Source organism: Qipengyuania atrilutea (assembly GCF_013370205.1).
GTDB lineage: Bacteria > Pseudomonadota > Alphaproteobacteria > Sphingomonadales > Sphingomonadaceae > Actirhodobacter > Actirhodobacter atriluteus.
This window is the reverse complement of record NZ_JABWGV010000001.1, coordinates 869,215-891,724: the sequence shown is the minus strand read 5'-3', so window position 1 is coordinate 891,724 and position 22,510 is coordinate 869,215. Positions and strand designations below refer to the sequence as shown.

At 61.0% G+C, this 22,510-nt stretch carries 25 protein-coding genes and 1 tRNA gene; 18 read left to right on the top strand and 8 right to left on the bottom strand.

The window, feature by feature from the left end; all coding sequences use genetic code 11:
* Positions 1-38: 38 nt before the first annotated feature.
* Genes HUV48_RS04415 through HUV48_RS04405 form a run of 3 tightly spaced genes read left to right on the top strand, consistent with a single transcriptional unit; the run spans position 39 to position 2,860 of the window.
* Positions 39-1,091: a type III polyketide synthase gene (locus HUV48_RS04415; RefSeq protein ID WP_176266517.1), complete on the top strand. Its 1,053-nt coding sequence runs from the start codon at positions 39-41 to the stop codon at positions 1,089-1,091.
* Positions 1,092-1,781 carry a methyltransferase domain-containing protein gene (locus tag HUV48_RS04410; protein ID WP_404799916.1) on the top strand — a complete coding sequence of 230 codons (690 nt, stop codon included), beginning with the start codon at positions 1,092-1,094 and terminating at the stop codon, positions 1,779-1,781.
* On the top strand, positions 1,778-2,860 hold the full coding sequence (locus HUV48_RS04405) for an NAD(P)/FAD-dependent oxidoreductase (protein ID WP_217906660.1): 1,083 nt from the start codon (positions 1,778-1,780) through the stop codon (positions 2,858-2,860). The genes HUV48_RS04410 and HUV48_RS04405 overlap by 4 nt, the downstream gene beginning before the upstream one ends.
* On the opposite strand, the gene HUV48_RS04400 is transcribed toward HUV48_RS04405, so the two are convergent.
* Complete coding sequence (locus HUV48_RS04400; RefSeq protein ID WP_176266515.1) at positions 2,857-3,939, bottom strand: branched-chain amino acid aminotransferase; 1,083 nt, start codon at positions 3,937-3,939, stop codon at positions 2,857-2,859. The two genes, HUV48_RS04405 and HUV48_RS04400, sit on opposite strands and share 4 nt — an antisense overlap.
* 397 nt (positions 3,940-4,336) lie before the next feature.
* A complete protein-coding gene (locus HUV48_RS04395; RefSeq protein ID WP_176266514.1) occupies positions 4,337-4,870 on the bottom strand; it encodes a hypothetical protein in 534 nt (177 codons plus the stop codon).
* Positions 4,871-4,904: 34 nt separating this feature from the next.
* On the opposite strand from HUV48_RS04395, the gene HUV48_RS04390 reads away from it, so the two are divergent.
* The 6 genes from HUV48_RS04390 to HUV48_RS04365 all read left to right on the top strand — a co-directional run bounded on the left by HUV48_RS04390 (position 4,905) and on the right by HUV48_RS04365 (position 9,886).
* Positions 4,905-5,642 (top strand): TlyA family RNA methyltransferase, encoded by a 738-nt coding sequence (locus tag HUV48_RS04390; protein ID WP_176266513.1) that lies wholly within the window; start codon positions 4,905-4,907, stop codon positions 5,640-5,642.
* 67 nt (positions 5,643-5,709) lie between these two features.
* Entirely contained in the window at positions 5,710-7,242 is a 1,533-nt protein-coding gene (locus HUV48_RS04385; RefSeq protein WP_176266512.1) for an acyl-CoA carboxylase subunit beta, read from the top strand.
* 106 nt (positions 7,243-7,348) lie between these two features.
* Complete coding sequence (gene mce, locus HUV48_RS04380; protein WP_176266511.1) at positions 7,349-7,798, top strand: methylmalonyl-CoA epimerase; 450 nt, start codon at positions 7,349-7,351, stop codon at positions 7,796-7,798.
* Entirely contained in the window at positions 7,795-8,580 is a 786-nt protein-coding gene (locus tag HUV48_RS04375) for an enoyl-CoA hydratase-related protein (protein ID WP_176266510.1), read from the top strand. The genes mce and HUV48_RS04375 overlap by 4 nt, the downstream gene beginning before the upstream one ends.
* Positions 8,581-8,632: 52 nt before the next feature.
* A complete protein-coding gene (locus HUV48_RS04370; RefSeq protein ID WP_176266509.1) occupies positions 8,633-9,244 on the top strand; it encodes a glutathione S-transferase family protein in 612 nt (203 codons plus the stop codon).
* Positions 9,245-9,346: 102 nt separating this feature from the next.
* Entirely contained in the window at positions 9,347-9,886 is a 540-nt protein-coding gene (locus tag HUV48_RS04365; protein WP_176266508.1) for a DUF421 domain-containing protein, read from the top strand.
* On the opposite strand, the gene aroB is transcribed toward HUV48_RS04365, so the two are convergent.
* Together aroB and HUV48_RS04355 are read right to left on the bottom strand one after the other, a co-directional pair.
* Complete coding sequence (gene aroB, locus HUV48_RS04360) at positions 9,883-11,007, bottom strand: 3-dehydroquinate synthase (protein WP_176266507.1); 1,125 nt, start codon at positions 11,005-11,007, stop codon at positions 9,883-9,885. The two genes, HUV48_RS04365 and aroB, sit on opposite strands and share 4 nt — an antisense overlap.
* A complete protein-coding gene (locus HUV48_RS04355; protein ID WP_176266506.1) occupies positions 10,998-11,591 on the bottom strand; it encodes a shikimate kinase in 594 nt (197 codons plus the stop codon). Before HUV48_RS04355 ends, aroB begins: the two co-directional genes overlap by 10 nt.
* Positions 11,592-11,876: 285 nt before the next feature.
* Between HUV48_RS04355 and HUV48_RS04350 the strand changes: the two genes are divergently transcribed.
* The 4 genes from HUV48_RS04350 (at position 11,877) to HUV48_RS04335 (ending at position 17,292) form a co-directional block, all read left to right on the top strand.
* On the top strand, positions 11,877-13,781 hold the full coding sequence (locus tag HUV48_RS04350; protein WP_225871504.1) for a hypothetical protein: 1,905 nt from the start codon (positions 11,877-11,879) through the stop codon (positions 13,779-13,781).
* A 57-nt stretch (positions 13,782-13,838) separates the two neighbouring features.
* The gene (locus HUV48_RS04345) at positions 13,839-14,702 is read left to right on the top strand and encodes a tyrosine recombinase (protein WP_263970485.1); all 864 of its coding nucleotides are present in this window, start codon (positions 13,839-13,841) and stop codon (positions 14,700-14,702) included.
* Between the two features lie 10 nt (positions 14,703-14,712).
* Complete coding sequence (locus tag HUV48_RS04340) at positions 14,713-15,657, top strand: acetyl-CoA carboxylase carboxyltransferase subunit alpha (protein ID WP_176266504.1); 945 nt, start codon at positions 14,713-14,715, stop codon at positions 15,655-15,657.
* A gap of 144 nt (positions 15,658-15,801) precedes the next feature.
* The gene (locus HUV48_RS04335; protein ID WP_176266503.1) at positions 15,802-17,292 is read left to right on the top strand and encodes a M48 family metalloprotease; all 1,491 of its coding nucleotides are present in this window, start codon (positions 15,802-15,804) and stop codon (positions 17,290-17,292) included.
* A 461-nt stretch (positions 17,293-17,753) separates the two neighbouring features.
* Here HUV48_RS04335 and HUV48_RS04330 read toward each other — a convergent pair whose 3' ends face one another.
* Positions 17,754-17,954 (bottom strand): Flp family type IVb pilin, encoded by a 201-nt coding sequence (locus HUV48_RS04330; protein WP_176266502.1) that lies wholly within the window; start codon positions 17,952-17,954, stop codon positions 17,754-17,756.
* Between the two features lie 111 nt (positions 17,955-18,065).
* On the bottom strand, positions 18,066-18,254 hold the full coding sequence (locus HUV48_RS04325) for a Flp family type IVb pilin (protein WP_176266501.1): 189 nt from the start codon (positions 18,252-18,254) through the stop codon (positions 18,066-18,068).
* A 68-nt stretch (positions 18,255-18,322) separates the two neighbouring features.
* Here HUV48_RS04325 and HUV48_RS04320 point away from each other — a divergent pair, with 68 nt between their 5' ends.
* Both HUV48_RS04320 and HUV48_RS04315 read left to right on the top strand, forming a co-directional pair.
* The gene (locus tag HUV48_RS04320) at positions 18,323-18,775 is read left to right on the top strand and encodes a (deoxy)nucleoside triphosphate pyrophosphohydrolase (RefSeq protein WP_176266500.1); all 453 of its coding nucleotides are present in this window, start codon (positions 18,323-18,325) and stop codon (positions 18,773-18,775) included.
* A 58-nt stretch (positions 18,776-18,833) separates the two neighbouring features.
* Positions 18,834-18,910, top strand: a tRNA-Arg gene (locus HUV48_RS04315).
* A 34-nt stretch (positions 18,911-18,944) separates the two neighbouring features.
* Here the strand turns inward: HUV48_RS04315 and HUV48_RS04310 are convergent.
* Positions 18,945-19,343: a metallopeptidase family protein gene (locus HUV48_RS04310; protein ID WP_176266499.1), complete on the bottom strand. Its 399-nt coding sequence runs from the start codon at positions 19,341-19,343 to the stop codon at positions 18,945-18,947.
* Between the two features lie 102 nt (positions 19,344-19,445).
* On the opposite strand from HUV48_RS04310, the gene HUV48_RS04305 reads away from it, so the two are divergent.
* From HUV48_RS04305 to folE, 3 genes are all read left to right on the top strand, one after another.
* The gene (locus tag HUV48_RS04305; RefSeq protein ID WP_176266498.1) at positions 19,446-19,937 is read left to right on the top strand and encodes a hemerythrin domain-containing protein; all 492 of its coding nucleotides are present in this window, start codon (positions 19,446-19,448) and stop codon (positions 19,935-19,937) included.
* A 163-nt stretch (positions 19,938-20,100) separates the two neighbouring features.
* Positions 20,101-21,498, top strand: coding sequence for a phospholipase D-like domain-containing protein (locus tag HUV48_RS04300; protein ID WP_225871503.1), 1,398 nt, complete (start codon positions 20,101-20,103; stop codon positions 21,496-21,498).
* The gene (gene folE / locus HUV48_RS04295; protein ID WP_176266496.1) at positions 21,495-22,103 is read left to right on the top strand and encodes a GTP cyclohydrolase I FolE; all 609 of its coding nucleotides are present in this window, start codon (positions 21,495-21,497) and stop codon (positions 22,101-22,103) included. The genes HUV48_RS04300 and folE overlap by 4 nt, the downstream gene beginning before the upstream one ends.
* A 35-nt stretch (positions 22,104-22,138) precedes the next feature.
* Here folE and HUV48_RS04290 read toward each other — a convergent pair whose 3' ends face one another.
* Positions 22,139-22,435, bottom strand: a complete 297-nt coding sequence (locus HUV48_RS04290; protein ID WP_176266495.1) for a hypothetical protein — start codon at positions 22,433-22,435, stop codon at positions 22,139-22,141.
* Between the last annotated feature and the right edge of the window lie 75 nt (positions 22,436-22,510).

Below are 22,510 nucleotides of genomic sequence, written 5' to 3'. Positions count from 1 at the left end.
GGCCGTTTCGCGACTGCCTCGCGAACACGAAAGTCATCATGGCCCGTATAAATGCAATCTCGACTGCTCTGCCCGCGCTAGATTTCGAGCAGGACTACCGCCGCTGGGCGCTCACGCGCCTTCTCGGCACCCGTGAGGCCCGTTTGTATGCGCGTATGGCACAGCGTTCGGGTATCGAGCACCGCTGGTCCGTGCTGTCCGAAGAAGACGCGAAGCTCAACGAGGGGCGGGGTCTGTACGGCGGACCCGATGCGCCGGGCACGGCAAGGCGTATGCAGATTTACGAGAAGGAAGCGCCGGAACTCGCTCTGAAAGCGGTGGAGGGCCTTCCCGATCTGGGGGACGTGACGCATCTGGTAGTAGCAAGCTGCACCGGCTTTGTAGCTCCGGGGATCGATCAGATCGTCGCGCGCAGGCTAGGGCTTTCGGCGAGCATCGAGCGCGTTCTGATTGGCTTCATGGGCTGCTATGCCGCCGTAACTGCGCTCCGCACGGCGCGGCACATCGTGCGTAGCGAGCCGGGCGCGCGGGTCCTCGTCATCACGGTCGAACTCAGCACGTTGCACCACCAGGACACCGTCGATCTGGAGCCGCTGCTTGCCGGCGCGCAATTCGGCGACGGAGCGGCAGCGGCGATCGTGACTGCGGGCGGAGAGGGGCTTGCCTTGGGAGAAGGGATCTCCGCCGCGCTGGGCGATAGCGAAGACCTCATCACCTGGGACATAAGCGATCACGGCTTCGTCATGCGCCTGTCCGGCGAAGTGCCAGGACGAATCGCATCAGCGCTGGCCGATCCGACAGTTCGCGCGCGGATAACGGGCGGCGAGCCGGCCGAAAGCATCGACGGTTGGGCCGTTCACGCCGGCGGGCGATCGATCCTCGATGGGGTGCAACACGGTCTAAACCTTGCACCCGGCGCATTGGACGATTCGCGTGAAATCCTGCGTAGCTGCGGCAACATGTCGTCATCGACGCTCATGTTCGTTCTGGAACGGATGATGCATAGCAAACCCGAGCGCGGGGTCGCCATCGCCTTCGGACCGGGGCTGGCGATGGAAGGGCTGCATTTCGGCTGGACGGAGGCGGCCTAGATCATGCTCGCGAGCCGCACCATTGCCGAGGAGCTGATGGATGACCCGGCGCTCGATCCACAGGTTTACGAAGCGGTCTTGACCGACCTTGCGCGCGTGAACCGAGTGACGATGGCGGCGCGTCCTACGCTCGCCTTCCTAAAACGTGCGGTTGGCGGCAAACGAAGTTTCCGGCTTCTCGATGTCGGCTTCGGCAATGGTGATATGCTTCGCGCTATCGCGCAATGGTCGGCAGTGCGCGGCATCGCCGCGGACCTCGTCGGCGTCGATTTGAACGAAAAGAGCTGCGAGGTCGCACGAAAGGCGACATCCGCTTTGCTTCCAATCACATATAGGACCGGCGACTATGCCGAACTCGCCGGACACCGGTTCGATTGCGTTGTCTCGAGCCTCGTCGCACATCACATGACCCGCAAGCAGCTAGTCACCTTCCTCCAATTCATGGACCAGGAAGCGAGCGCCGGATGGTTCGTCAACGACCTGCATCGGCACGGCGTTGCCTATACCGGCTACCCCCTCCTCGCAGCTGTTATGGGGGCACACCCGATCGTTAAGCATGACGGAAAGCTCTCGATCGCGCGCTCTTACCGTGCTGGCGAGTGGCCGCCGCTTCTAACGGAGGCGGGTGTTCACGGGGCGCGGGTCTTCCGCGCGTTTCCATTCCGCTTGTGCGTCGAGAAAATCCGGTGAGCGGCGGTCAAACGCCGCTAATCGTTGGTGCCGGACCGGCGGGTAACATGGCGGCAATTACGCTCGGCAGAGCAGGCGTGCGCGCCACTGTCATCGATCGGCAGGCGGAGGCCGGAGACGCGCTATGCGGCGGCTTTCTCAGTTGGCGTAGCGCGAAGCGGCTTCGTGATGCGGGCATCGACTTGGCGCGCATCGGTGCTCATCCCGTGCATAGGCTCGCATTGTTTGCAGGAGACCGGAGCGCGACCGCCCCTTTACCGGAAACCGCGTTCGGCTTGTCCCGGCGCGCGCTCGATACGGCGATGCGCGAACGGGCAGCGGTACTCGGCGCGCGGTTCGCGGTCGATACCGTGCGTAGTATCGCCGTTGGAACGGTTCAGGGCGAGCGGCACGACTACCGGACAGACGCTATCTTCCTTGCGACGGGCAAGCACGACGTACGGGGATTGTCACGCCCGCGTATCGCGGAGGATCCGGCGCTCGGCTTGCGCATCCGGATCGCACCGTCCTCAGAACTTAGGCGCCTGCTCGAAGGCAGGATCGAATTGCACCTGTTCGACAGGGGCTATGCCGGCATCGTCATGCAGGAAGGCGGTAGCGCGAATATCTGCCTCGCGGTTCGCAAAAGCCTGCTCGCCGAAGCTGGGGGAAGCCCTTGGGAGCTTTTGCAAATGCTCGGATCGGAAAATGAGGCTTTCGCCAACAGGCTTTCCTTCGCATCGGGCTGCGAAAAGGTCGATACGATTGGCGCGGTCCCTTACGGTTGGATCGCCGCGAAAACCGAACCCGGACTGTATCGCCTGGGCGATCAAGGCGCCGTCATTCCCTCGCTGGCGGGCGAAGGGATGGGTATCGCGATGCAAAGCGGTGAGATGGCGGCGCGCTGCTGGGTCGCGCACGGTAGCGGCGGTGCTGCCGAGTTTCAGAAAGCCTTGCGCGAGCGCGCGCAGCGACCGGTCAGGGCAGCCAGGCTGATCTGGCAGATTGGAGAACACCGGCGGCGAGGCGGGTTGCTGGTGCGTGCAGCTGCATTCGCCCCAATGCTCGCGCGCCTCGCCATGCAGGCAAGCCGGATTTAACCGACCTTCATCACCCACCCGTACTTGTCTTCGACTGTGCCAAGCTGAATGCCGGTGAGGCGCTCGCGCATCTTCGTTGCGATCTGCCCCGGACCGCCCGAGCCGATGGTGAAGCTGCGGTCCTTCCCAGTGACCTCGCCCACCGGCGTGACTACTGCTGCGGTCCCGCAAGCGAGCGTTTCCAGCAGCTTTCCGCTGTCGGCGTCCGACTGCCATTGGTCGATGCTGTAGAGTTCTTCGGATACCGTCAGACCTTCTCCGCGCAGCAGTTCGATCAGGCTGTCGCGGGTAATTCCCGGAAGGATCGTACCGGTCAGCGGCGGTGTCACCACGCGCCCATTATCCATGACGAAGAACAGGTTCATGCCGCCCAATTCCTCGACCCATTTCTTTTCGACCGCGTCGAGGAAAACCACTTGGTCGCAGCCATTCTCAATCCCTTCGGCTTGCGGAACGAGGCTGGCAGCGTAATTGCCGCCCGTCTTGGCAGCACCCGTACCTCCCGGTGCGGCGCGCACGTAATCGCTACTGATCCAGATTTTCACGGACTTGCTACCGGATTTGAAGTAATTGCCGACCGGTGAGGCTATCAGGATGTATTTGTACTGGCGCGCGGGGCGCACGCCGAGAAAGGCCTCGCTCGCGAACATGAAAGGCCTCAGGTAGAGCGCGCCGCCCTCGACGGTCGGCGCCCAGTCTCTGTCTTTCGAAACAAGCTGCCGGATGGAATCGAGGAACAGTTCTTCAGGCATTTCCGGCATTGCCATACGCTTTGCCGAAGCGTTGAAGCGCCTCGCGTTCTGCTCGGGACGGAACAGCGCGAGGCTGCCGTCCGCATGCTTGTACGCTTTCATCCCCTCGAAGATTTCCTGCGCGTAATGGAGCACCGCCGCTGCCGGGTCGAGGCTGATCGGCTCGCGCGGACCGAGCGTCGCTTTGTGCCACCCGCCTTTGTCCGCATCGTAATCGATCACGACCATATGGTCGGTGAAAAGCGTGCCAAAACCGGGGTCGGCGATCGCCTGCTGACGGCTTTCGCCGGGGACCGGGGCCGGGTGGGGGAGGTGCTCGAAATCCATGAGCGACCGGTTAGTATGTCTCCCAATCTTCCGCAAGCGCGCTCGAAATGGTGCTTTTCGCAATACAAATGAGAAGGGCGGCCCTCGCATATGCGAGACGCCGCCCTAAACATGGTCAGCGGCCGGAAGTGCCGCCGACGGAAACCTCTACTGCGTCGTTATCCGCAATAGTGCTCCGTCCGGAACTTTACCGACCCCCTTGCTGAACCATGAGACATCGGATCACCTCCTTTCGCGCTATTTAGCCAGAGCCTGCCGTTCACCGGGAGACCCAAGACCGCGTTCGCCGCTGATCTTGATATGTAATCTGGTTCGCTGCGCGCATATTCGCAAGACTTGTATTTCAGTTTTTCCACGTCACAATTGACGGCCCGCGGAAGCGCTTGGCGCGAAGCACTCAGCGGCAATCCTCGATCACGCGCGTAACCTCGGCCCAAGCCGGTAGGTAGAGCGTGGTCTCGCCCGGTGTTTCGATCGCGAACCTTCCCTTGCTAAGAGCCATCGCATCAAGCAGGGGATCGCGCGCCTGCAAGGTGGCGACGATCTGCGGTCCCCGCATCTGCTGGGCCTGCAACGTGCGATCGGCCGTTTCAGTCCGAATGGTCATCGCGGTAGAACTGCCATTCTCGACCGAGCGCATCAGCGAAATCTGTCCGTTCGTCCGGTCGCAGCGCAACGTAACATTTGCTGGGTCGAAAGAAGCGAGCGAACTGCCGCTCTCGCTACGATAAGTCCAGTCGCCCGGTGTCTGCGGAGCGTCCATCCAGTTGTCGTAGACGGGCTGAACAACTGTCGGGGGCGGCGGCGGAGCAGGCGCCGGAGTGGGAGTAGGGGTCGGAACCGGAGCGGGTTCGGGAGCCGAAGGAATACAGGCTGCAAGCGTGAAACTCAGCGCGAGCGCACCGGTAAGATGTAGATATATCGGTTTCATGGCCTCTCAATGCCCGCTAACGGCTTTCGGGTCCATGACCAAGAAGATGCGCCTCGACCAGATGCTTGTGGACCGCGGACTTGTCGAAAGCCGCACCCGGGCACAGGCGCTCGTCATGGCGGGGCTCGTGTTTTCAGGTGAGCAGAAACTCGCCAAACCCGGCCAACAGATTGCCGCTGACGCGCCGCTTGACGTTCGCGGGCGCGACCATCCCTGGGTCAGCCGAGGCGGCATCAAGCTGGCGCATGCGCTTGAGCATTTCAGCCTCGATCCGGCGGGGGTGACGGCCATGGACATCGGCAGTTCGACCGGCGGATTCGCCGACGTTCTGCTGCAAGGCGGTGCTGCGCATCTGTTCGCGGTGGATTCGGGCACCAACCAACTCGCATGGAAGCTGCGGCAGGACGAGCGGGTTACGGTGCTTGAGCAGACGAGCGCGCGCATTCTTACTCCGGACCTCATCGACCGACCCGTTGGCTGGGTGGTGTGCGATGCAAGTTTCATATCGCTTAAGAAGGTACTCGAGGTCCCGCTGTCGCTCGCGCAGAGACAATGCCGGCTGATCGCGCTCATAAAGCCGCAATTCGAAGTGGAACGTCACGAGGTCGGCAAGAAAGGCGTCGTCAGCGACCCGGCGCTGCATCAACGTGTATGTGACGAAGTGCGCGACTGGGTGGAACGCAAAGACTTCGCCGTGCAAGGCATCGTTCCCAGCCCGATCACGGGACCGGAAGGCAATGTCGAATTCCTCATTTCCGCCCTACGCAGCTAGCGCGCAACATTGACCTTTGCCGCTCCCTCTGCCTAACCGCCGGTAACTGAAGACAAACGGAGAGAGTATGTCCGCCAACATCGCCGAGATGGAACGTCGCCGCGAAGCTGCCAAGATGGGCGGCGGCCAGAAGCGGATCGACGCGCAGCATGCGAAGGGCAAGCTGACTGCCCGCGAACGGCTCGAAATCCTGCTCGACGACGAAAGCTTCGAGGAACTCGACACCTATGTCGAGCACGACAGCCACGATTTCGGCATGGAGGATCAGGTCATTCCGGGCGACGGCGTGGTGACCGGAAGCGGCACGATAAACGGCCGCCTCGTCTTCGTGTTCAGCCAGGATTTCACCGTATTCGGCGGGAGCCTGTCGAAACGCCATGCGGAAAAGATCTGCAAGGTCATGGACATGGCTATGAAGGTCGGCGCCCCGGTTATCGGCCTTAACGATAGCGGCGGCGCGCGCATTCAGGAGGGCGTCGCCAGCCTCGGCGGATACGCCGAGGTCTTCCAACGCAACGTGCTCGCATCGGGCGTCATCCCACAAATCAGCCTGATCATGGGGCCGTGCGCGGGCGGCGCGGTCTACTCCCCGGCCATGACCGACTTCATCTTTATGGTGAAGGACAGCTCCTACATGTTCGTGACCGGCCCGGAAGTCGTGAAGACGGTTACGAACGAGGAGGTCACGCAGGAGGAACTAGGCGGCGCGGTGGTCCATACGACCAAGACCAGCGTTGCCGATCTGGCGTTCGAGAACGACATCGAGACCTTGCTTCAGACGCGCAATTTCTTCGACTTCCTGCCGCTATCGAACCGTGAGCAGGTGCCAGAGCGCCCGACCAGCGATCCGTGGGACCGCGAAGAGCATTCGCTCGACACGCTGATACCCGACAATGCGAACCAGCCCTACGACATGCATGAGGTCATTTGCAAAGTGCTGGACGAGGGCGACTTCTTCGAAGTGCAGCCCGCTCACGCCGCGAACATTCTCTGCGGTTTCGGCCGGGTCGAGGGACGGACGGTGGGCGTGGTCGCGAACCAGCCGATGGTGCTTGCCGGCGTGCTCGACATCAATTCGGCGAAGAAGGCCGCGCGCTTCGTGCGCTTCTGCGATGCGTTCGAAATTCCGATCCTGACTTTCGTCGATGTGCCCGGCTTCCTTCCCGGTACGAGCCAGGAATTGGGCGGTATTATCAAGCACGGCGCTAAGCTGCTGTTCGCCTATGCCGAGGCGACCGTGCCCAAGATCACCGTCATCACTCGTAAGGCCTATGGCGGGGCATACGACGTGATGGCGTCCAAGCACCTGCGCGGCGACCTCAATTACGCCTGGCCGACGGCAGAGATCGCGGTGATGGGCGCGAAGGGCGCGGTTGAGATCATCTTCCGGCAGGACCGCGACGATCCCGAGAAGATCGCCGAGAAAACGAAGGAATACGAGGATCGCTTCGCCAACCCCTTCGTGGCGGCCTCGCGCGGCTATATCGACGAGGTCATCTACCCGCACTCGACGCGGCGGCGAATTGCGCTTGGGTTACGCAAGCTGCGGACAAAGCAGCTCGAAAACCCGTGGAAGAAGCATGATAATATTCCGCTGTGAGTAGGCTAAAACGCTCCACTCTCAAATGAACCGAGAGCATTCTTTTTCGATGAGGTTCGCTTTCATATCAAAATTAAGATTTAGTGCGGGAAAAATAGGTGGAAGCATGAAACTCGGACGTCTCAACCACATCGGCGTCGCGACGCCCTCGATCGCGGACAGCGTTGCCTATTATCGCGACATCATGGGTGCGACCCAGATTACCGAGCCGTTCGACCTGCCCGAACAGGGCGTGAAAGTCTGCTTCGTCGATACGCCCGATACTGGCGGAACGACCGGCGAGGGGACGCAGATCGAGCTGATCGAGCCGCTCGGTGAAAAGTCCACGCTCAACACCTTCATGGAAAAAAACCCGCTCGGCGGGCAACACCACGTTTGCTACGAGGTCGCGGACATCGAGGAGGCGCGGCGCTGGTTCGAAGAGAAGGGCAAGCGTATCCTCGGGCCCACCCGTATTGGGGCGCATGGCACGCCTATCTTCTTCCTCCATCCGAAGGACATGATGGGCCAGCTCACAGAGATCATGGAAACGCCAACCGAAGGCGCGCAAGTATGAGCGACTACGAACATATACTGATAAGCAAGGACGCTGCGGTCACGACCATCACGCTTAACCAGCCAGAACGCCTAAACGCTTGTCCGCCCGACATGGCGAACGAGATACGCGATGTCCTGGCAGAGCCGAGGGACACGCGCTGCTTCCTCGTAACCGGAGCAGGGCGCGCGTTCTGCTCAGGCGCGGACCTCTCGGGACGCGACAACGCAAAAGGCATGGGCGGGCGCGGTGCCTACGATTCGCTCTCGATGCGCTACAATCCGCTGATGGTCGAAATGGCGGAATGCCCGGTTCCGATCGTCGCGGCGGTGAACGGTCCGGCGGCGGGCATCGGCTGCTCGATCGCGCTTGCCAGCGACTTCGTAATCGCGGGATCAAGCGCATATTTCCTGCAAGCATTCGTCAACATCGGCCTCGTGCCGGACGGCGGAGCAAGCTGGATGCTGCCGCGGCTCGTCGGCAAGGCGCGCGCCACCGAGATGATGCTGCTCGGCGAGAAGATCGGCGCGCAAAAGGCCCAGGAGTGGGGGCTGATCTACAAGGCGGTTGCGGACGAGGCCTTGCTGGACGAAGCGAAAGCGTTGGCGCAGCGGCTGGCGAACGGTCCGACGATGGCGCTTGGCATAATGCGCGCGAACCTCATGCAGGCGCTCCAGACCAATTACGCCGCCGCGCTTCATGGCGAAGCCAAGGGACAGCGCAAGGCAGGCAGCAGCGAGGATGCGCGCGAGGGGGCGGTGGCGTTCCTGCAGAAGCGCAAGGCCGAATTCAAAGGCAAATAACGATCAGCATCCGCCGCTACGAGCGGATTAGGCCTACGGGAGAAACGAAGCGATGCTCTTTTTCGATAGTCCGAACCCGGCGCCGAACCCGCGCCGCGTTCGCATCTTCGCTGCCGAGAAGGGTATCGACCTGCCGACGCAGACCATCTCGATCCCCGACCGCGAACAGAAGTCCGAAGAATACCTCAAGCTGAACCCGCGCGGACAGACTCCGGCTCTTCAACTGGGCAACGGGACGGTAATCGCAGAAAGCGTCGCGATCATGCGCTATCTCGAAGCGCTGCAGCCCGAGCCGCCGATGTTCGGGACTACGGCTGAGGAAGTCGCCTTAATCGAAATGTGGATGCGCCGCGTGGAAATGGTTCTGATGACGCCCATAGGCCAAGTCTGGGTCCACACTCATCCGTTCACGACCCGGCTGCCGATCCGTAACACCGAGTGGGGCGAGACGAACCGGCCGCTAGTCGATGCGGCTTTCCGGTTCTTCGACACGTCGCTCGAAGGGCGGGAGTTTCTAGCCGGCGACACCTTCAGCGCGGCCGACATACTACTACTGACGGCTTACGACTTCGCGGAATTCGCCGGGTGCGCCGCTCCTGATGATTGCGAAAACCTGCGCGGCTGGCACGAGCGCGTGTCTGTTCGTCCGAGCGCAAGCGCCTGAACCTTCGCAACAGACAAGGATATTCGCGACCTGGAGTACTCGCCGACCAATTCATGTTAAGTCCGGGACCGAATGGGTGGGTCGGGTCATTGAAACTGGTGCATGGACTGGAATTCGATCTTTTTCGGCGGCTGGCCGGGACTGCTGCGTACGGTAATCGCATCGGCGACCGCATACGTCGGTCTGATCATCGTGCTGCGCGTAAGCGGCAAGCGTTCCTTGTCGAAATTGAACGTCTTCGACTTCGTTGTCACCGTTGCGTTGGGTTCCACGCTGGCCACGATCCTTCTGTCGCAGGATGTCGCTCTATCCGAAGGCATGACGGCGTTCGTCATGCTTATCGGTTTGCAGTGGCTGGTGGCGCGATTGTCGGTTCGCTGGAAGCCTTTACGTAGGCTCATCCGCTCCGAACCGCGGCTGTTGCTGCAGCACGGAACCTATAACCATACGACCATGAAGGACGAACGCATTACCGAGGTCGAGGTGGACGCCGCAATCCGTAAACACGGGTTGGGGGACCGCTCGGCCGTGGCTTGGGTCGTTCTGGAGAGCGACGGTTCGTTTTCGATTATCAGCGAAGATTCTGCCGGAAACGGGTCGGCCCTTGCTAGCGTTCCTGACGAGCCTCCACCGAAGGGCTAGTGAGCGATCAGTTGTTCGTCGAGGAAGGCGGCGATGTCTTCGAGTTCGACCGATTTATCGAGATACGCATCGCCGATCCCGCGCAGCAGTACGAAAGGCAGGGTGCCGCCGGTCATCTTCTTGTCATGCAGCATATGCGCCGCCAGCCGTTCGCCGCTGCATGACAAACCGAGCGCGCTAATTTCCGACGGTAACCCAGCCATGTCGACTGCCCGCGTAATGCGCTGCGCATCGCCCGTTGTTACGTTGCCGATCCGCGCGGAGTAACGGGCCGCCAGCACCATTCCGAGTGCGACCGCCTCGCCGTGGAGCAGTCTATCGCCGAACCCCGTTTCCGCCTCGAGTGCATGGCCGAAGGTGTGCCCCAGGTTCAACAGCGCCCGCGTTCCGCTAGTCTCGCGCTCGTCCTCTGCCACGATCCGCGCTTTCGCCTGAACCGACCGGGTCACTGCTTCTTGCAGCAGGTTTTCATCGCCAGCTAGGAGAGCCTCGCCGTTGTTCTCGCACCAACTGAAGAACTCGCGGTCGCCAAGCACACCGTATTTCAGAACTTCTGCATAGCCCGCGCGCATTTCTCGCTGCGGCAAGGTCGTGAGGGCGGTGATATCGGCGAGCACCAAGGCTGCCTGATGGAACGCTCCTACCAGGTTCTTGCCCGCCGCGGTGTTGATCGCCGTCTTTCCGCCGACCGAACTGTCTACTTGGGCAAGCAGCGTCGTCGGCAGCTGCACGAAACCGCAGCCGCGCTTCAGTATGGCTGCGGCAAAGCCGGTCAGGTCGCCCACTACGCCGCCGCCCAGCGCGAAGACATGATCGCCGCGTTCGACGCCTTGATCGAGCAGCCAATCGGTAAGCCGCGCCAGACTTTCCCAGCTTTTTGAGCCTTCGCCCGGTTCGACCGTATACCAGCGGGTCTCGTAACCTGCGGTAGCGAGCGAGCGTGACAGTCGCTCGCCATGTGCATCTTTCGCGTTGCGATCGGCTACGATGGGAACCGTCTTTTTCCCGAAGAACTGCCGTGCGTGCGCGGCTGCATCGTCGAGCAGTCCGGTTCCGACAACGACTTCGTAGCTTCGACCGGCGAGCGAGACCTGAACGCGGTTCGTTACGTTTAAAGCCATCGGTCGATCGCTTCCAGAATGTTGAGTGCGGTTTTCGCGTGGGGGGCGTCCGAAGTTCTCACGTGAACCGGTGCCTCCGCATAGATCGGTGCTCGGTCCTCGTACAATTTGCGCAGGATCGCTTCGGGATCGCCATCTTTCAGAAGCGGGCGCGTATCGCGGCGCGCGGTCCGTTCGACCAGCGTCCTGATGTCGCAGTCGAGCCATACTGCAATGCCGCGTTCGAGTATCAATTCTCGGGTTTCGGCTTGCATGAATGCACCGCCTCCGGTGGCGATGACACCCGGCTCCTCCTCCATCAGCCGTGCGATGACCCGCCGCTCTCCGTCACGAAAATACGCTTCCCCGAACTCGGCGAAAATCTCGGAGATGGACATCTGCGAAGCCTCTTCGATTTCCGTATCGGCGTCGCAGAAAGTGCGTTCCATGAGATTTGCAAGGCGCTTTCCGACCGTGCTCTTACCCACCCCCATCAGGCCGATCAGGACAACAGGTTTGTCGATCCGGTCGCAGATTGCCGCGATTTCGCTCGGTCCCGGCGGCGCGACATGTAGGAATTCGTCTGGTTTGCGGGACTTGGACATTGCCCGTTCGCCTATAGATCGGCTAGACGCGGCGCAAGTGATGCATGGGTATGGTTGGCCGGGATGAGTAAGCGGATATGGTCCGGATGGACAGCCGGACGTATAGCGCTGGTTCTGACGGGTCTTGTGTTTCTGATACTGTTCCTTGCATGGCTCGACGGGGGACGGGAGCCAATCCGTCCGGTTGAAAGGACCCTTGAACTGCCTGAGCAAGACGGCACAGTTCCCGTCGTGCCGGGTGAGGGGCAGACTGCGCTTGGTCGAGCTGGTTAGGGAAGTTTGGAAATGATGCGGAAATGGCGAAGCTTTGCGATGATCGGCGCAGCCGGTGCTGCTTTGCTGGCTGCGAACGGCGGGCTGGTGATGGCGCAGGATGCGCCTACGTCGCTACTGCCGCCCGGTTTTGGAAATCCTTCGCCGAGCCCGACAGCCGCACCGGCACCAGCGCCGAGCCCATCGTCGCCCGAAGTGCAACGTTCGCCCGTTCCCTCGCAGGGCGGCGCGGTCGTCCAGCCGATACCGTCACAGCCGAACGAGGCGTCCCCGGCGCCTGCTCCTTCGCCACCGTCTACGGATATTCCGGACGACCTGCTGGACCGGTTACCGAGCGCTGCAGAACTCGAGAACCTGTCGACCGACGAGCTGGACGAATTGCTTGGCCTGAGGCCGAAGTTCGATATTCCGCCCGCTGCGCGCCGCTCGCTGACGCGCGTTGGCGTGACTGGAACTGATGCCGGCGGGCTGCCGAGCCAGACATTCGCAGGTCAATCGCCGGAGCTCGTAAGCGCAATCCTGACAGGCATTCGCGAACCGCTCGTATCGCGCTGGGGGCATATCTTGCTGCGGCGGGCTCTGACGAGCCGGCTGGCCGCGCCCCAAGAAATGGACCCCGTCCAGTTCGCCGCGCTGCGGGCGGGGGTCCTCAACCGCATTGGCGAGTTTGTTCCGGCACGTTCTCTCGTTCAGTCGGTCGATGCGGGTGAATGGAACGCAGCCATGACCGACGTCGCGATCGACGCCTATGTCGGCACCGCCGACCTGATCGGGATTTGCCCAGCCGTAACCCTTCAGGGCACCTCGCGCGAAGATGCGCAGTGGCGGATGCTCCAATCGATCTGCAACGCTTTCGCAGGCGAAGAAACCCGCGCGCAGACGGATTTGCAGCGCTTGATGCGGGGCGGCAACGCGGAACGTATCGATGCGTTGTTGGCGCAGCGTTATGCCGGTGCGGCGGGACGCTCGCGCCGCGCGGTCAATGTAGAGTGGGACGGCGTGGAGACCCTCACTCCGTTCCGTTATGCCCTGGCCGTCGCAGTCGGCGACGAAATACCCGAGGGGCTCGTCGAAGGTGCTGGTCCATATTATCAGCGCGTCGCGGCACGCGCACCGATGCTTCCCGCAGAACAGCGGCTGGCGGGTGCATCGCTGGCGGCAAAAGAGGGCATTCTTTCCTCGCAGGCTCTGATCGATCTGTATGCACAGGCCTATGCCTTCGGATTGACCGACGAGGGCGCGACCCAAACCGCGCAGACGCTTCGCAACGCCTACGTCGCTTCGGCACCTGCCGCAAGAATGGAGGCATTGCGAACGATTTGGACCAGCGACGCGGTCGGCATCGTGGACGACAGCTACGCGCGCTTCGTACTTACGGCGTACGCGGCGGCGCGCCTGCCGGTCTCGCCTGCCTTTGCTCAGGACGCCGGGTCGCTGATTGCAGCCATGCTGTCCGCGGGGCTCGACCGCAATGCGATCGCCTGGTCCGATGTCGTCGACGACGGGAGCCAAGCCTGGATGCTGCTCGCGGCAGGAGCGCCCGGCGACCGCTCTGTAAGCTCAGGCGATGTGGACAGCTTCCTAGACGAAGACGGAAGCGCTGCGCAGCGCAGATCGAAATTTGCCGTGGCCGCACTGGCAGGGCTGGGACGGCTTGACGAAGGCGATGCAGCTGACTTCGCCGAACGGCTCCAAATGACGCTGGGCGGCGATACGAAGTGGGTCCGCCTTATCCAGCAAGCAGCGGCGACCGATAACCGCGGAATGGTGATCTTGCTTGCCGCACTAGGAATGCAAGGGGAAAGCTGGGAACGGATGACGCCGCGTCACTTGTTTCATATCGTGCGCTCGCTCGATCAGGTCGGGCTCAATGCCGAGGCCCGGATGATCGCTGCCGAAGCGATTGCCCGCGCCTGAGCACTTCGTCTTGAAAGGTTGCCGGTGAGCACCGCGGCGATCGGCGATTTCCTCGCCATGCTTGCATCGGAACGCGGAGCGTCTGCCAATACGATCGCGGCCTACGGACGGGATTTATCGCAGGCAGCTGAAATCGTCGGTAATCTCAGGTCGGTCGATGCGAGAGAGCTGGGCGCGCTCCCTCACGCTTGGCGCGAACTGGCGCCGTCGAGTGTGGCACGCAAGATTTCTGCGCTTCGTCAGTTCTATGCCTTTCTTCAGGATGAAGGATACCGTGGCGATGACCCGAGCGCATCGTTGGAGCGCCCGCAAATGCGCCGATCGTTGCCAAAAATACTGTCGGTCGCGCAAGTCACTCGTCTCCTCGAACAGGCCGAGGCCGAGGCCGAAAGCGAGCAGCCGGCGAAGGTCCGGCAACTTGCCCTAATCGAACTGCTCTACGGTTCGGGTTTGCGCGCCAGCGAACTCGTTTCGCTTCCAGTATCGGCTGTACCGCGCGACGCTCCGCTGCTGACCGTGACCGGGAAGGGTGGACAGTCGCGGCTGGTGCCGGTCAGCAACCGCGCCGTGAAAGCCCTGTCGCGCTGGCTGGCGGTAAGAGAGGGAACGACGCGGTTCCTCTTTCCCTCGCGGAAGTCGCATCTGAGCCGCGTACGCCTGTTCCAGTTACTAAAGGAACTTGCGGTGCGCGCCGACCTTCCTCCGTCGAAGGTCAGCCCGCACGTTTTGCGACACGCTTTCGCCACCCATCTGCTGGAGGGCGGGGCGGATTTGCGCGCTCTGCAAGCCATGCTCGGACATGCAGATATCGCGACCACGCAAATCTACACCCATGTTGATTCGGCTCGTCTGGTCGCGATCGTAAACGAGCGCCATCCGCTGGCCGACCGGTCACTTGCGCAAAAAGATGCGAGGCCCTAGCGAGCGAGCGATGAACGGATATCTCGAATTCGAAAAGCCGGTCGCGCAGCTCGAAGCGCGTATCGCAGAACTTCGCAGCAGCGCCGAAGACGATAGCGTCGATATTTCCAGCGAGATCAGCCGCCTGGAAATCAAGAGCGCGGCTTTGCTCGCATCGACTTATGCTTCGCTCACCCCGTGGCAGAAAACGCAGGTTGCTCGGCATCCTAGGCGCCCGCATTTCCGCGACTATGTCGAGCATACGTTCGATGATTTCCTGCCGCTCGGCGGGGATCGTTACTACGGCGAGGACGAAGCGATTCTCGGCGGGTTCGCGAAGCTCGGCGATCGCCGCGTCATGCTGATCGGACACGAGAAGGGCCATGATACCGAAAGCCGTTTGAGGCATAATTTCGGGATGGGCAAACCCGAAGGCTACCGAAAAGCGATCAGGTTGATGGAACTAGCCGGACGGTTCGGCCTTCCGGTCATAACGCTGGTCGACACCTCGGGAGCCTTTCCGGGAATCGAAGCCGAGGAACGGGGGCAGGCCGAAGCGATCGCCCGCTCGACCGAAGCGTGCCTCGCTTTGCCGGTACCAATGGTGGCCGCAATCGTTGGCGAAGGCGGTTCGGGCGGAGCGGTTGCACTAGCCAGCGCGAACCGGGTCCTGATGCTGGAACACGCTGTCTATTCTGTCATATCGCCCGAAGGGTGCGCCTCGATCCTTTGGCGAACGGCGGAAAAGGCCTCGGACGCAGCACAGGCGATGAAAGTCACCTCGCACGATCTCGAAAAGCTCGGCGTGATCGATCGGATTGTGATGGAACCCTCGGGCGGAGCGCACCGAGACCATACGCTGGCCGGCGAGTTGCTGGGCGAAGCGTTGGAGACGGAGCTCGCCTCGCTCGCGGCCATGTCGAGCGAACAAGTGATACGGCAGCGCGAAGATCGTTTTCTGTCGATTTCCGGTTAGGTGAAAGCACCCGCCCGCGCGTCTCGCGGGAACCAAAAAGCGCGAGCGACACTGTTTCCCTAGACATTCTATGCGCCTAGGCGCGGGATTTGCCATGTCTGTTCATGGCGCGTTCCGGCGCTCTGCGCGAAACGGGAGATTGCCATGACCACTATCCGTAAAATTGCGCGCAAATCGACTATACTCGCGGCCGCTTCAGCCTTGCCGCTGGCACTTTCTGGATGCGCGATGGGCGGGCCGATCCCGGATTCCTCAGCACCGATCACCCAGAGCGAGGCGCAGCAGGGCGCCGAGTATCATCCGCAGCTACTTGCCGAGTTCGGCGGGCGCATGACAGGACCGCAGGCGGCCTATGTCGAACAGGTCGGGCAGAATATTGCGGTCGAATCCGGGCTTGCGAACGCGCGGACCGATTTTACGGTCTCACTCGTCAATAGCCCGATTAACAACGCTTTCGCGATACCTGGTGGTTACGTCTACACCACTCGCCAGCTCGTCACACTCATGAACAACGAGGCGGAACTTGCCGCGGTTCTCGGACATGAAGTCGGGCACGTCGCGGCACGCCATTCGCAGCGGCGACAGCAGCGCGCCCAGCGTAATTCATTGCTCGGAGCCGCGGGTGCAATCTTGTCGGGCGTCTTGCTCGGTAACAACCCGCTAGGCGACACGCTGTCGCGCGGTTTTCTCCAGGGTTCGCAACTGTTGACGCTCAGCTACTCGCGTAGCCAGGAACTCGAGGCCGATACGCTCGGCATCCAGTATCTCGACAGTGCGGGATACGATCCCAAGGCAATGAGCACCGTGCTGCGCTCGCTAGCGCTGCAAAATCAACTCGATGCGCAGCTTCAGGGCCGCGGCGATGCCACATTGCCCGAGTGGGCCTCGACGCACCCCGATCCGGCCAGCCGCGTGCAGTCCGCACTTCAGAAAGCGCAAGGGCTTGGCGACGGCATTACGAACCGCGACACGTTTCTGACCCGCATCGACGGACTCACTTATGGAGACGATCCGGACCAGGGCGTGATCGAGGGGCAGCGCTTCATTCACCCGGATTTGCGACTGACCTTCACTGCGCCGGACGGGTACTACATGGTCAACTCGACTACGGCGGTAGGTATCAACGGCCAGACCGGCCAAGCGCAGTTTACGCTCGCGCCTTACAACGGCAATCTCGAAAACTACGTTCGCTCGGTCTTCGCGAAGATCGGCGGCGAGCAGCAGCAGCTTGCCCCGCAGAGCATTCAGCGCACCACCGTCAACGGCTTGCCCGCGGCGTATGGTACCGCGCGTGTCAATAATGGTCAGACCCAAGTCGACCTCGTCGTTTTCGCCTATGAATTTTCGGACGATAGAGCCTATCACTTCCAGGCGGTCACGCCGGCGGGCCGCTCGAACGTGTTCGGATCACTGTTCAATTCGATGCGCCGCATCAGTCAGAACGAGGCGGCCGGTGTGATTCCACGCGTTCTCGACGTCTACACGGTGAAAGCGGGCGACACCGTCAGCGAATTGGCTCGGCGTATGGCATACGACCGTGGACAGGTAGAACGGTTCCGGGTCCTTAACGGTCTGACGGCGGACCAGCAATTGCAGGTCGGTCAGAAGGTCAAGCTGGTCGTCCGCGGCCAGTAATTTCCGGCAGCCTCGGGACCGGCAGCATGTTGCCGCCGGTCTTGAGCAATCTGAGTGCTCGCAATCGCCTCAGCTTCTTCGACTTCGAAGAAGGCAGGCTGCAGTCTTGGCGGTTCGTCTGCTGCGTATTTGCCGGTTTGCGCTTGAGCAATCGGCGCCAAACGTTCGCTAAGTAAGGTCTCTATGCTTTCCAACGCCGGCTGGAGCGACAGGGCGATGAATCCGATCAGGAGACCGAGCTCGTAAGCCGCTTGGCCGTTTTGGTCGCGAAGTAGCCTACCAAGTAAACTCATACCAATTTCCCAACTGCGATGATGATTACGTTGGGAATTGATTACCGGCGCAGCCCTGTCGAACGCGTAAGCAACGGGATACGTAAAATTACTTACCGCGCGTTTTTACGGGACACAAAAAAGCGGCCGGGGTTACCCCCGACCGCTCGGTGTTCGTATAAGCTAGACTTATGCGCCTTCGTCGCCGCTTTCGCCAGCGTTGTTAGCGGTTTCCATTTCACCCGAAACGGTGTTGAAGGTGTTGCTGAGGTTGTTGCCGAGAGCGCCCATGGCGGTGATGGCAGCGACTGCGATAAGGGCAGCGATCAGGCCGTATTCGATTGCCGTTGCGCCGTCTTCGTCGCGGATCAGTTTCTGAAAAATCGTCATATTTAGTCTCCTGGTTCTGGTCTTCTTACCCGGCTGTTTTCCGACTGGTCGGATCAAGCAAGATTCGTTCTAATTCGTACCCGTTTAGAAAATCCTAATTGCGAATCTTCGTTACGACTTTGCCTTTTCGGTCGCTGCGATGATGGTATTGCTGCTACCGTTCCACATATTGGCGGCGGCGGTTCCGGCGTTTGAAAACGCTACGAGTGCTGCGATACAGATCATCGCCAATATCAGCCCGTATTCGACTGCCGTCGCACCGGATTCGTCTTGGCGAAAACTCTTCAAAATTGTTTTCATGTGCCCGTTGCTCCAAACGTCCTCGAACTGACGAGAAGCAAATTACGGCTTGATCCGTTAAGAAAATCTTGAGCGAGTATGGTAAACTGGAAAATATTCCGACATTCCTGACTGTCGTCGCCGCAGCGCTGATAAGGCAAGACGGCAGGTTTCTCTTGCAGAAGCGGCCGCCCGGGAAAGATCATGCGGGGCTTTGGGAATTTCCCGGTGGGAAAGTGGAAGCTGGCGAAACGCCGGCAGGAGCGCTGGTCAGGGAGATTAAGGAAGAGCTCCAACTCGATCTCATTCGACACAATTCAATCCCAGCCGGCTTCGCGGAGAGTAACCGCGAGAACGTCCGAGTGCCGATTGTCATACTTCTTTACATATGCCGAAGCTGGCTCGGCGAACCCGAGCCGGTGCCGGGCGCCGAAATCGGATGGTTTTCCGTGGCGGAAGCAGGTCGGCTGGAAATGCCGCCGCTCGATGGCGCGCTTCTTAAACAGATCGCTGCGCGGACCGACTTGTCATTAATGCCATGAAAGTCACCTCTAGCCCTTGCCAACACAAAGGGACCTTTCTATGTGCCGCCTTCCAAGCGCGCCCGTAGCTCAGCTGGATAGAGTACCTGACTACGAATCAGGTGGCCGGAGGTTCGAATCCTTCCGGGCGCGCCAACTTTCCCTACAGTTTCCGGTTTCGGTCGAACCGTTAACGTGGCTCGTCTTCGAGACGATGCATGTCTTCGTCGCTGAAGCCGAAGTGATGCCCCGCTTCGTGGATGACGATATGCCGAATGAGATGGACCAGATCCTCGCCGGTCGCTCGGTGCTCGGCCAGGATCGGCTGTCGGAAAAGCCAGATACGCGGTGGAAGGTCGCCGCTGGCCCAAACCGATTGCAGCGAGACCGGGTGGCCTTGGTACAGGCCGCTCAGATCCCACTTGTTCGACAGGCCGACCGCCGAAAGCTGTTCGGTGGTAGCGAAATCCTCAACCTGCAGCACGATATCGCCGAGATGCTCGAGAAACGTATCGGGCAGTGAAAGCAGCGCCCGGCGTGCGATCGCTTCCATTTCCTCGACGCTTGGCATGCTTGCGGGCTTTTCCATCACTTCGATATGATAGTGGCGCTTGGTCCGCGCAAGGCACGGAACCGCGATCGGGCTGACCTGTTGAAGAGGAAACGATAGGCCTAGAACAGGGAATTACACATGGCAGGTTCGGAAGACATATTTGCACGTCTGAAAGAGGATCACGATACGCACCGCGAGCTTCTGTCTAAACTTATGGACACCAGCGGGGAGAGCGACGAACGCTCGTCGTTGTTCGAATCGCTGACGAAGGAGCTTAAAAGTCACGCTGCGGCGGAAGAACAGGCATTGTACTCGACCATGCTGCGTAAGCCGCCTACCACGGACGAAACACGGCACTCCGTTGCGGAGCACCATGAAATCGAAGAAGCCCTTAACGATCTGGCCGCTACCGACATGTCGTCAAGCGCATGGATGACGAAGTTCAAGCAGTTGGATCATGACTACCGCCATCATATCAACGAAGAAGAAGAAGACCATTTTCCGGATTTCGAAGAGCATCTGACCGACGAAGACCGCGAGCACATGCGCAGCGTCTTCAATCGCCGCAAGGAAGAGGAAGCGGAAGAAGCAGAAGTTACACCGGAAAAGAAAGAGGACGCAAAGGAGTAGGGGCGTAGCTAAGGAAACGCCGGGGGGCGAAACTCACAAGACGGACAAGAACGTAACCCGGCTCGAACATAGCGTCGAGCCGGGTGTCTGGCGTTACGAAAAGGCAGACCGCGCCCGCGTCATCATTGATGCGGCGGACTACTTTTCCGTCATGCAGGCGGCGATGCTGCAGGCGCGCAAACGTATCCTGTTGATCGGATGGGACTTCGACACGCGCATCCATCTCACGCAGGGGCGCAGATGGTGGCAGAAGACGTACCGGCGCAAGTATCCCTCGCGCCTCGGCAGCTTCGTTCTGTGGCTCGCGCGCCATAACGACGATCTCGAGATCAAGATCCTCAAATGGAGCGTCGGGGTACTCAAATTCGTGTCGCGCGGCTCGATGACGGTGGACCTGATGCGGTGGTTCCCCAACCGGCAGATCGATTTCAAGTTCGATACGGCGCATCCGATCGGCTGCAGCCATCATCAGAAGATTGTCGTGATCGACGACAAGCTGGCGGTCTGCGGCGGGATCGACATGACGACGCACCGGTGGGATACGCGCGAGCACCTGGAACATGACGAGCGGCGCCGCCGGCCCCGCGGGACATCCTACGGACCGTGGCACGACGCGACGATGATGATCGAGGGCGATGTCGCCAAGGCCTTGAGCGAACTCGGCCGGGACCGCTGGATAAGGGCCGGCGGCAAGGATCTAGGTCCGGTCGAAAGCGAACAGGAAAGTCTGTGGCCCGAAGGACTCGATGTGGGGTTCGAGAATGTCGAGATCGGCATCGCCAGAACGCGGGCGAAACACCGCGACTGGGAGGAGGTCATGGAAGTCCGCGACCTCTTCGTCAGGCATATTAAGCGCGCTAAGAAATTCATTTACGCCGAAAGCCAGTATTTCGCCTCGCGCGTGGTTGCCGAAGCCATCAGCGAACGGCTGGAAGAAGACGACCCGCCCGAGATTTTCATAGTCCATCCGCAGAACGCAGACGGCTGGCTCGAACAGCAAGCGATGGATCACGCCCGTGCACAGCTGGTGTCGGCCTTGCGCGAGACGGACAAGCACGGACGCTTCACGATCTGGAACCCTTATTCCGGTATCACGCCGATCTACGTCCATGCGAAGATCATGATCGTCGACGACGAGATTCTGCGGATCGGCTCAGCGAACATCAACAACCGCTCCCTTGGGCTCGACAGCGAATGCGACCTGTTCATCGATGCCGAGCGCCCGGCCAATGCACATTGTAAGGAGCAGATACGGGGGCTGCGGCTTTCGCTGCTCGCCGAGCATAATGGCCTCGAGATCGATGAGGTAGCAGAACTGCTCGACAAGCACGGCTCGATGGCGGCGATGGTCGATTCACTCGACATGTCGCGCAACCGGACCTTGCAGATCTACGAAGTGCCCGAACTCAGCGACACGGAAAAGACACTGGCCGAATCGGCCATTCTGGATCCCGAAACACCTGGTGAGATGTTCGAGCCCTATTCGAAGGGCGGACTCTTTCGTAAGGGCGGGCGGCTGCGGAGGGCGCAGCAGAAGATCAAACGGAGGCTTGGAAGATGAGCAGTATCGTCGGACCCGACGAAGACAGGTCCCGCGGCAAGCCGCCGGTGCCGGACAATGTGCAGGACGCGGTGCGTACGCTGATCGAATGGGCGGGTGACGATCCGTCGCGCGAAGGCTTGCTCGATACGCCCTCGCGCGTGGCGCGCGCGTGGAAGGAATACTGCCTCGGTTACGAGGAGGATCCGGCCCGCCATCTCGACCGGGTGTTCGAAGAGGTCGGCGGCTATGACGAGATCGTGCTGCTGAAGGACATTCCGTTTCAATCGCACTGTGAGCATCACATGGCGCCCATCATCGGGAAGGCCGCGATCGCTTACCTGCCGAACAACCATGTCGTCGGCATCTCGAAGCTGGCGCGGGTGCTGCATGGATTTGCGCGCCGACTGCAGATTCAGGAACGGCTCACTGCGGAAGTCGCCGAGTGCATCTGGGAGCACCTCAAGCCCCATGCGGTCGCCGTCGTGATCGAGGCGAGCCACGCCTGCATGACGGCGCGCGGCGTACGGACTCCGGGCGTGCAGATGGTGACGAGCCGGATGATGGGGACCTTCCGCGACGACGAGCGGAGCCGGAAGGAAGTGCTCAGCCTGATGGGGTACTGAAGCGCACCTAAAAGGGGTCTAACGGCACCAAGCGCCTATTTGCGGGTAAACAGCCGGTCGATCAGCGGGGCTTTGCGCCGCGCGGGTGCGGTTTCGCCGGTCACGTGGAACAGGCTGTCGGCAAGTTGGATCGCCTGCGTCTTGCTTAGGAAGAGGATCGTCTCGCTCACTTCTTTTTCGCGCGCACCGTCCGCGTCGAGCGTTTGAAGGCGCAGCGAAACCCGCTCACCCATATTGGTCGGGTTCCAGCCAAGCAGAACCTTGTATTCGACGCGCTCCGGCGTGCCGGTCGGCGCATCGGGGGCGCTCGTCTTGTCGTTTCGGTCAGCCATGGTGCTGGCAGCGATAGGACACGCCGCGCGGAGGCTCAACCAGCCATTGTCGCTCCGGCGCGTCTCTATCTGCTC

Coding starts and splice junctions, on each gene's coding strand:
- HUV48_RS04305 (WP_176266498.1), top strand. CDS start 19,446: ATGGCAGGTTCGGAAGACATATTTGCACGTCTGAAAGAGGATCACGAT.
- HUV48_RS04345 (WP_263970485.1), top strand. CDS start 13,839: ATGCTTGCATCGGAACGCGGAGCGTCTGCCAATACGATCGCGGCCTAC.
- HUV48_RS04290 (WP_176266495.1), bottom strand. CDS start 22,435: ATGGCTGACCGAAACGACAAGACGAGCGCCCCCGATGCGCCGACCGGC.
- HUV48_RS04340 (WP_176266504.1), top strand. CDS start 14,713: ATGAACGGATATCTCGAATTCGAAAAGCCGGTCGCGCAGCTCGAAGCG.
- mce (WP_176266511.1), top strand. CDS start 7,349: ATGAAACTCGGACGTCTCAACCACATCGGCGTCGCGACGCCCTCGATC.
- HUV48_RS04350 (WP_225871504.1), top strand. CDS start 11,877: ATGATGCGGAAATGGCGAAGCTTTGCGATGATCGGCGCAGCCGGTGCT.
- HUV48_RS04415 (WP_176266517.1), top strand. CDS start 39: ATGGCCCGTATAAATGCAATCTCGACTGCTCTGCCCGCGCTAGATTTC.
- HUV48_RS04335 (WP_176266503.1), top strand. CDS start 15,802: ATGACCACTATCCGTAAAATTGCGCGCAAATCGACTATACTCGCGGCC.
- HUV48_RS04365 (WP_176266508.1), top strand. CDS start 9,347: ATGGACTGGAATTCGATCTTTTTCGGCGGCTGGCCGGGACTGCTGCGT.
- HUV48_RS04330 (WP_176266502.1), bottom strand. CDS start 17,954: ATGACGATTTTTCAGAAACTGATCCGCGACGAAGACGGCGCAACGGCA.
- HUV48_RS04355 (WP_176266506.1), bottom strand. CDS start 11,591: ATGTCCAAGTCCCGCAAACCAGACGAATTCCTACATGTCGCGCCGCCG.
- HUV48_RS04400 (WP_176266515.1), bottom strand. CDS start 3,939: ATGGATTTCGAGCACCTCCCCCACCCGGCCCCGGTCCCCGGCGAAAGC.
- aroB (WP_176266507.1), bottom strand. CDS start 11,007: ATGGCTTTAAACGTAACGAACCGCGTTCAGGTCTCGCTCGCCGGTCGA.
- HUV48_RS04390 (WP_176266513.1), top strand. CDS start 4,905: ATGACCAAGAAGATGCGCCTCGACCAGATGCTTGTGGACCGCGGACTT.
- HUV48_RS04385 (WP_176266512.1), top strand. CDS start 5,710: ATGTCCGCCAACATCGCCGAGATGGAACGTCGCCGCGAAGCTGCCAAG.
- HUV48_RS04370 (WP_176266509.1), top strand. CDS start 8,633: ATGCTCTTTTTCGATAGTCCGAACCCGGCGCCGAACCCGCGCCGCGTT.
- HUV48_RS04325 (WP_176266501.1), bottom strand. CDS start 18,254: ATGAAAACAATTTTGAAGAGTTTTCGCCAAGACGAATCCGGTGCGACG.
- folE (WP_176266496.1), top strand. CDS start 21,495: ATGAGCAGTATCGTCGGACCCGACGAAGACAGGTCCCGCGGCAAGCCG.
- HUV48_RS04300 (WP_225871503.1), top strand. CDS start 20,101: ATGCTGCAGGCGCGCAAACGTATCCTGTTGATCGGATGGGACTTCGAC.
- HUV48_RS04375 (WP_176266510.1), top strand. CDS start 7,795: ATGAGCGACTACGAACATATACTGATAAGCAAGGACGCTGCGGTCACG.
- HUV48_RS04310 (WP_176266499.1), bottom strand. CDS start 19,343: ATGGAAAAGCCCGCAAGCATGCCAAGCGTCGAGGAAATGGAAGCGATC.
- HUV48_RS04395 (WP_176266514.1), bottom strand. CDS start 4,870: ATGAAACCGATATATCTACATCTTACCGGTGCGCTCGCGCTGAGTTTC.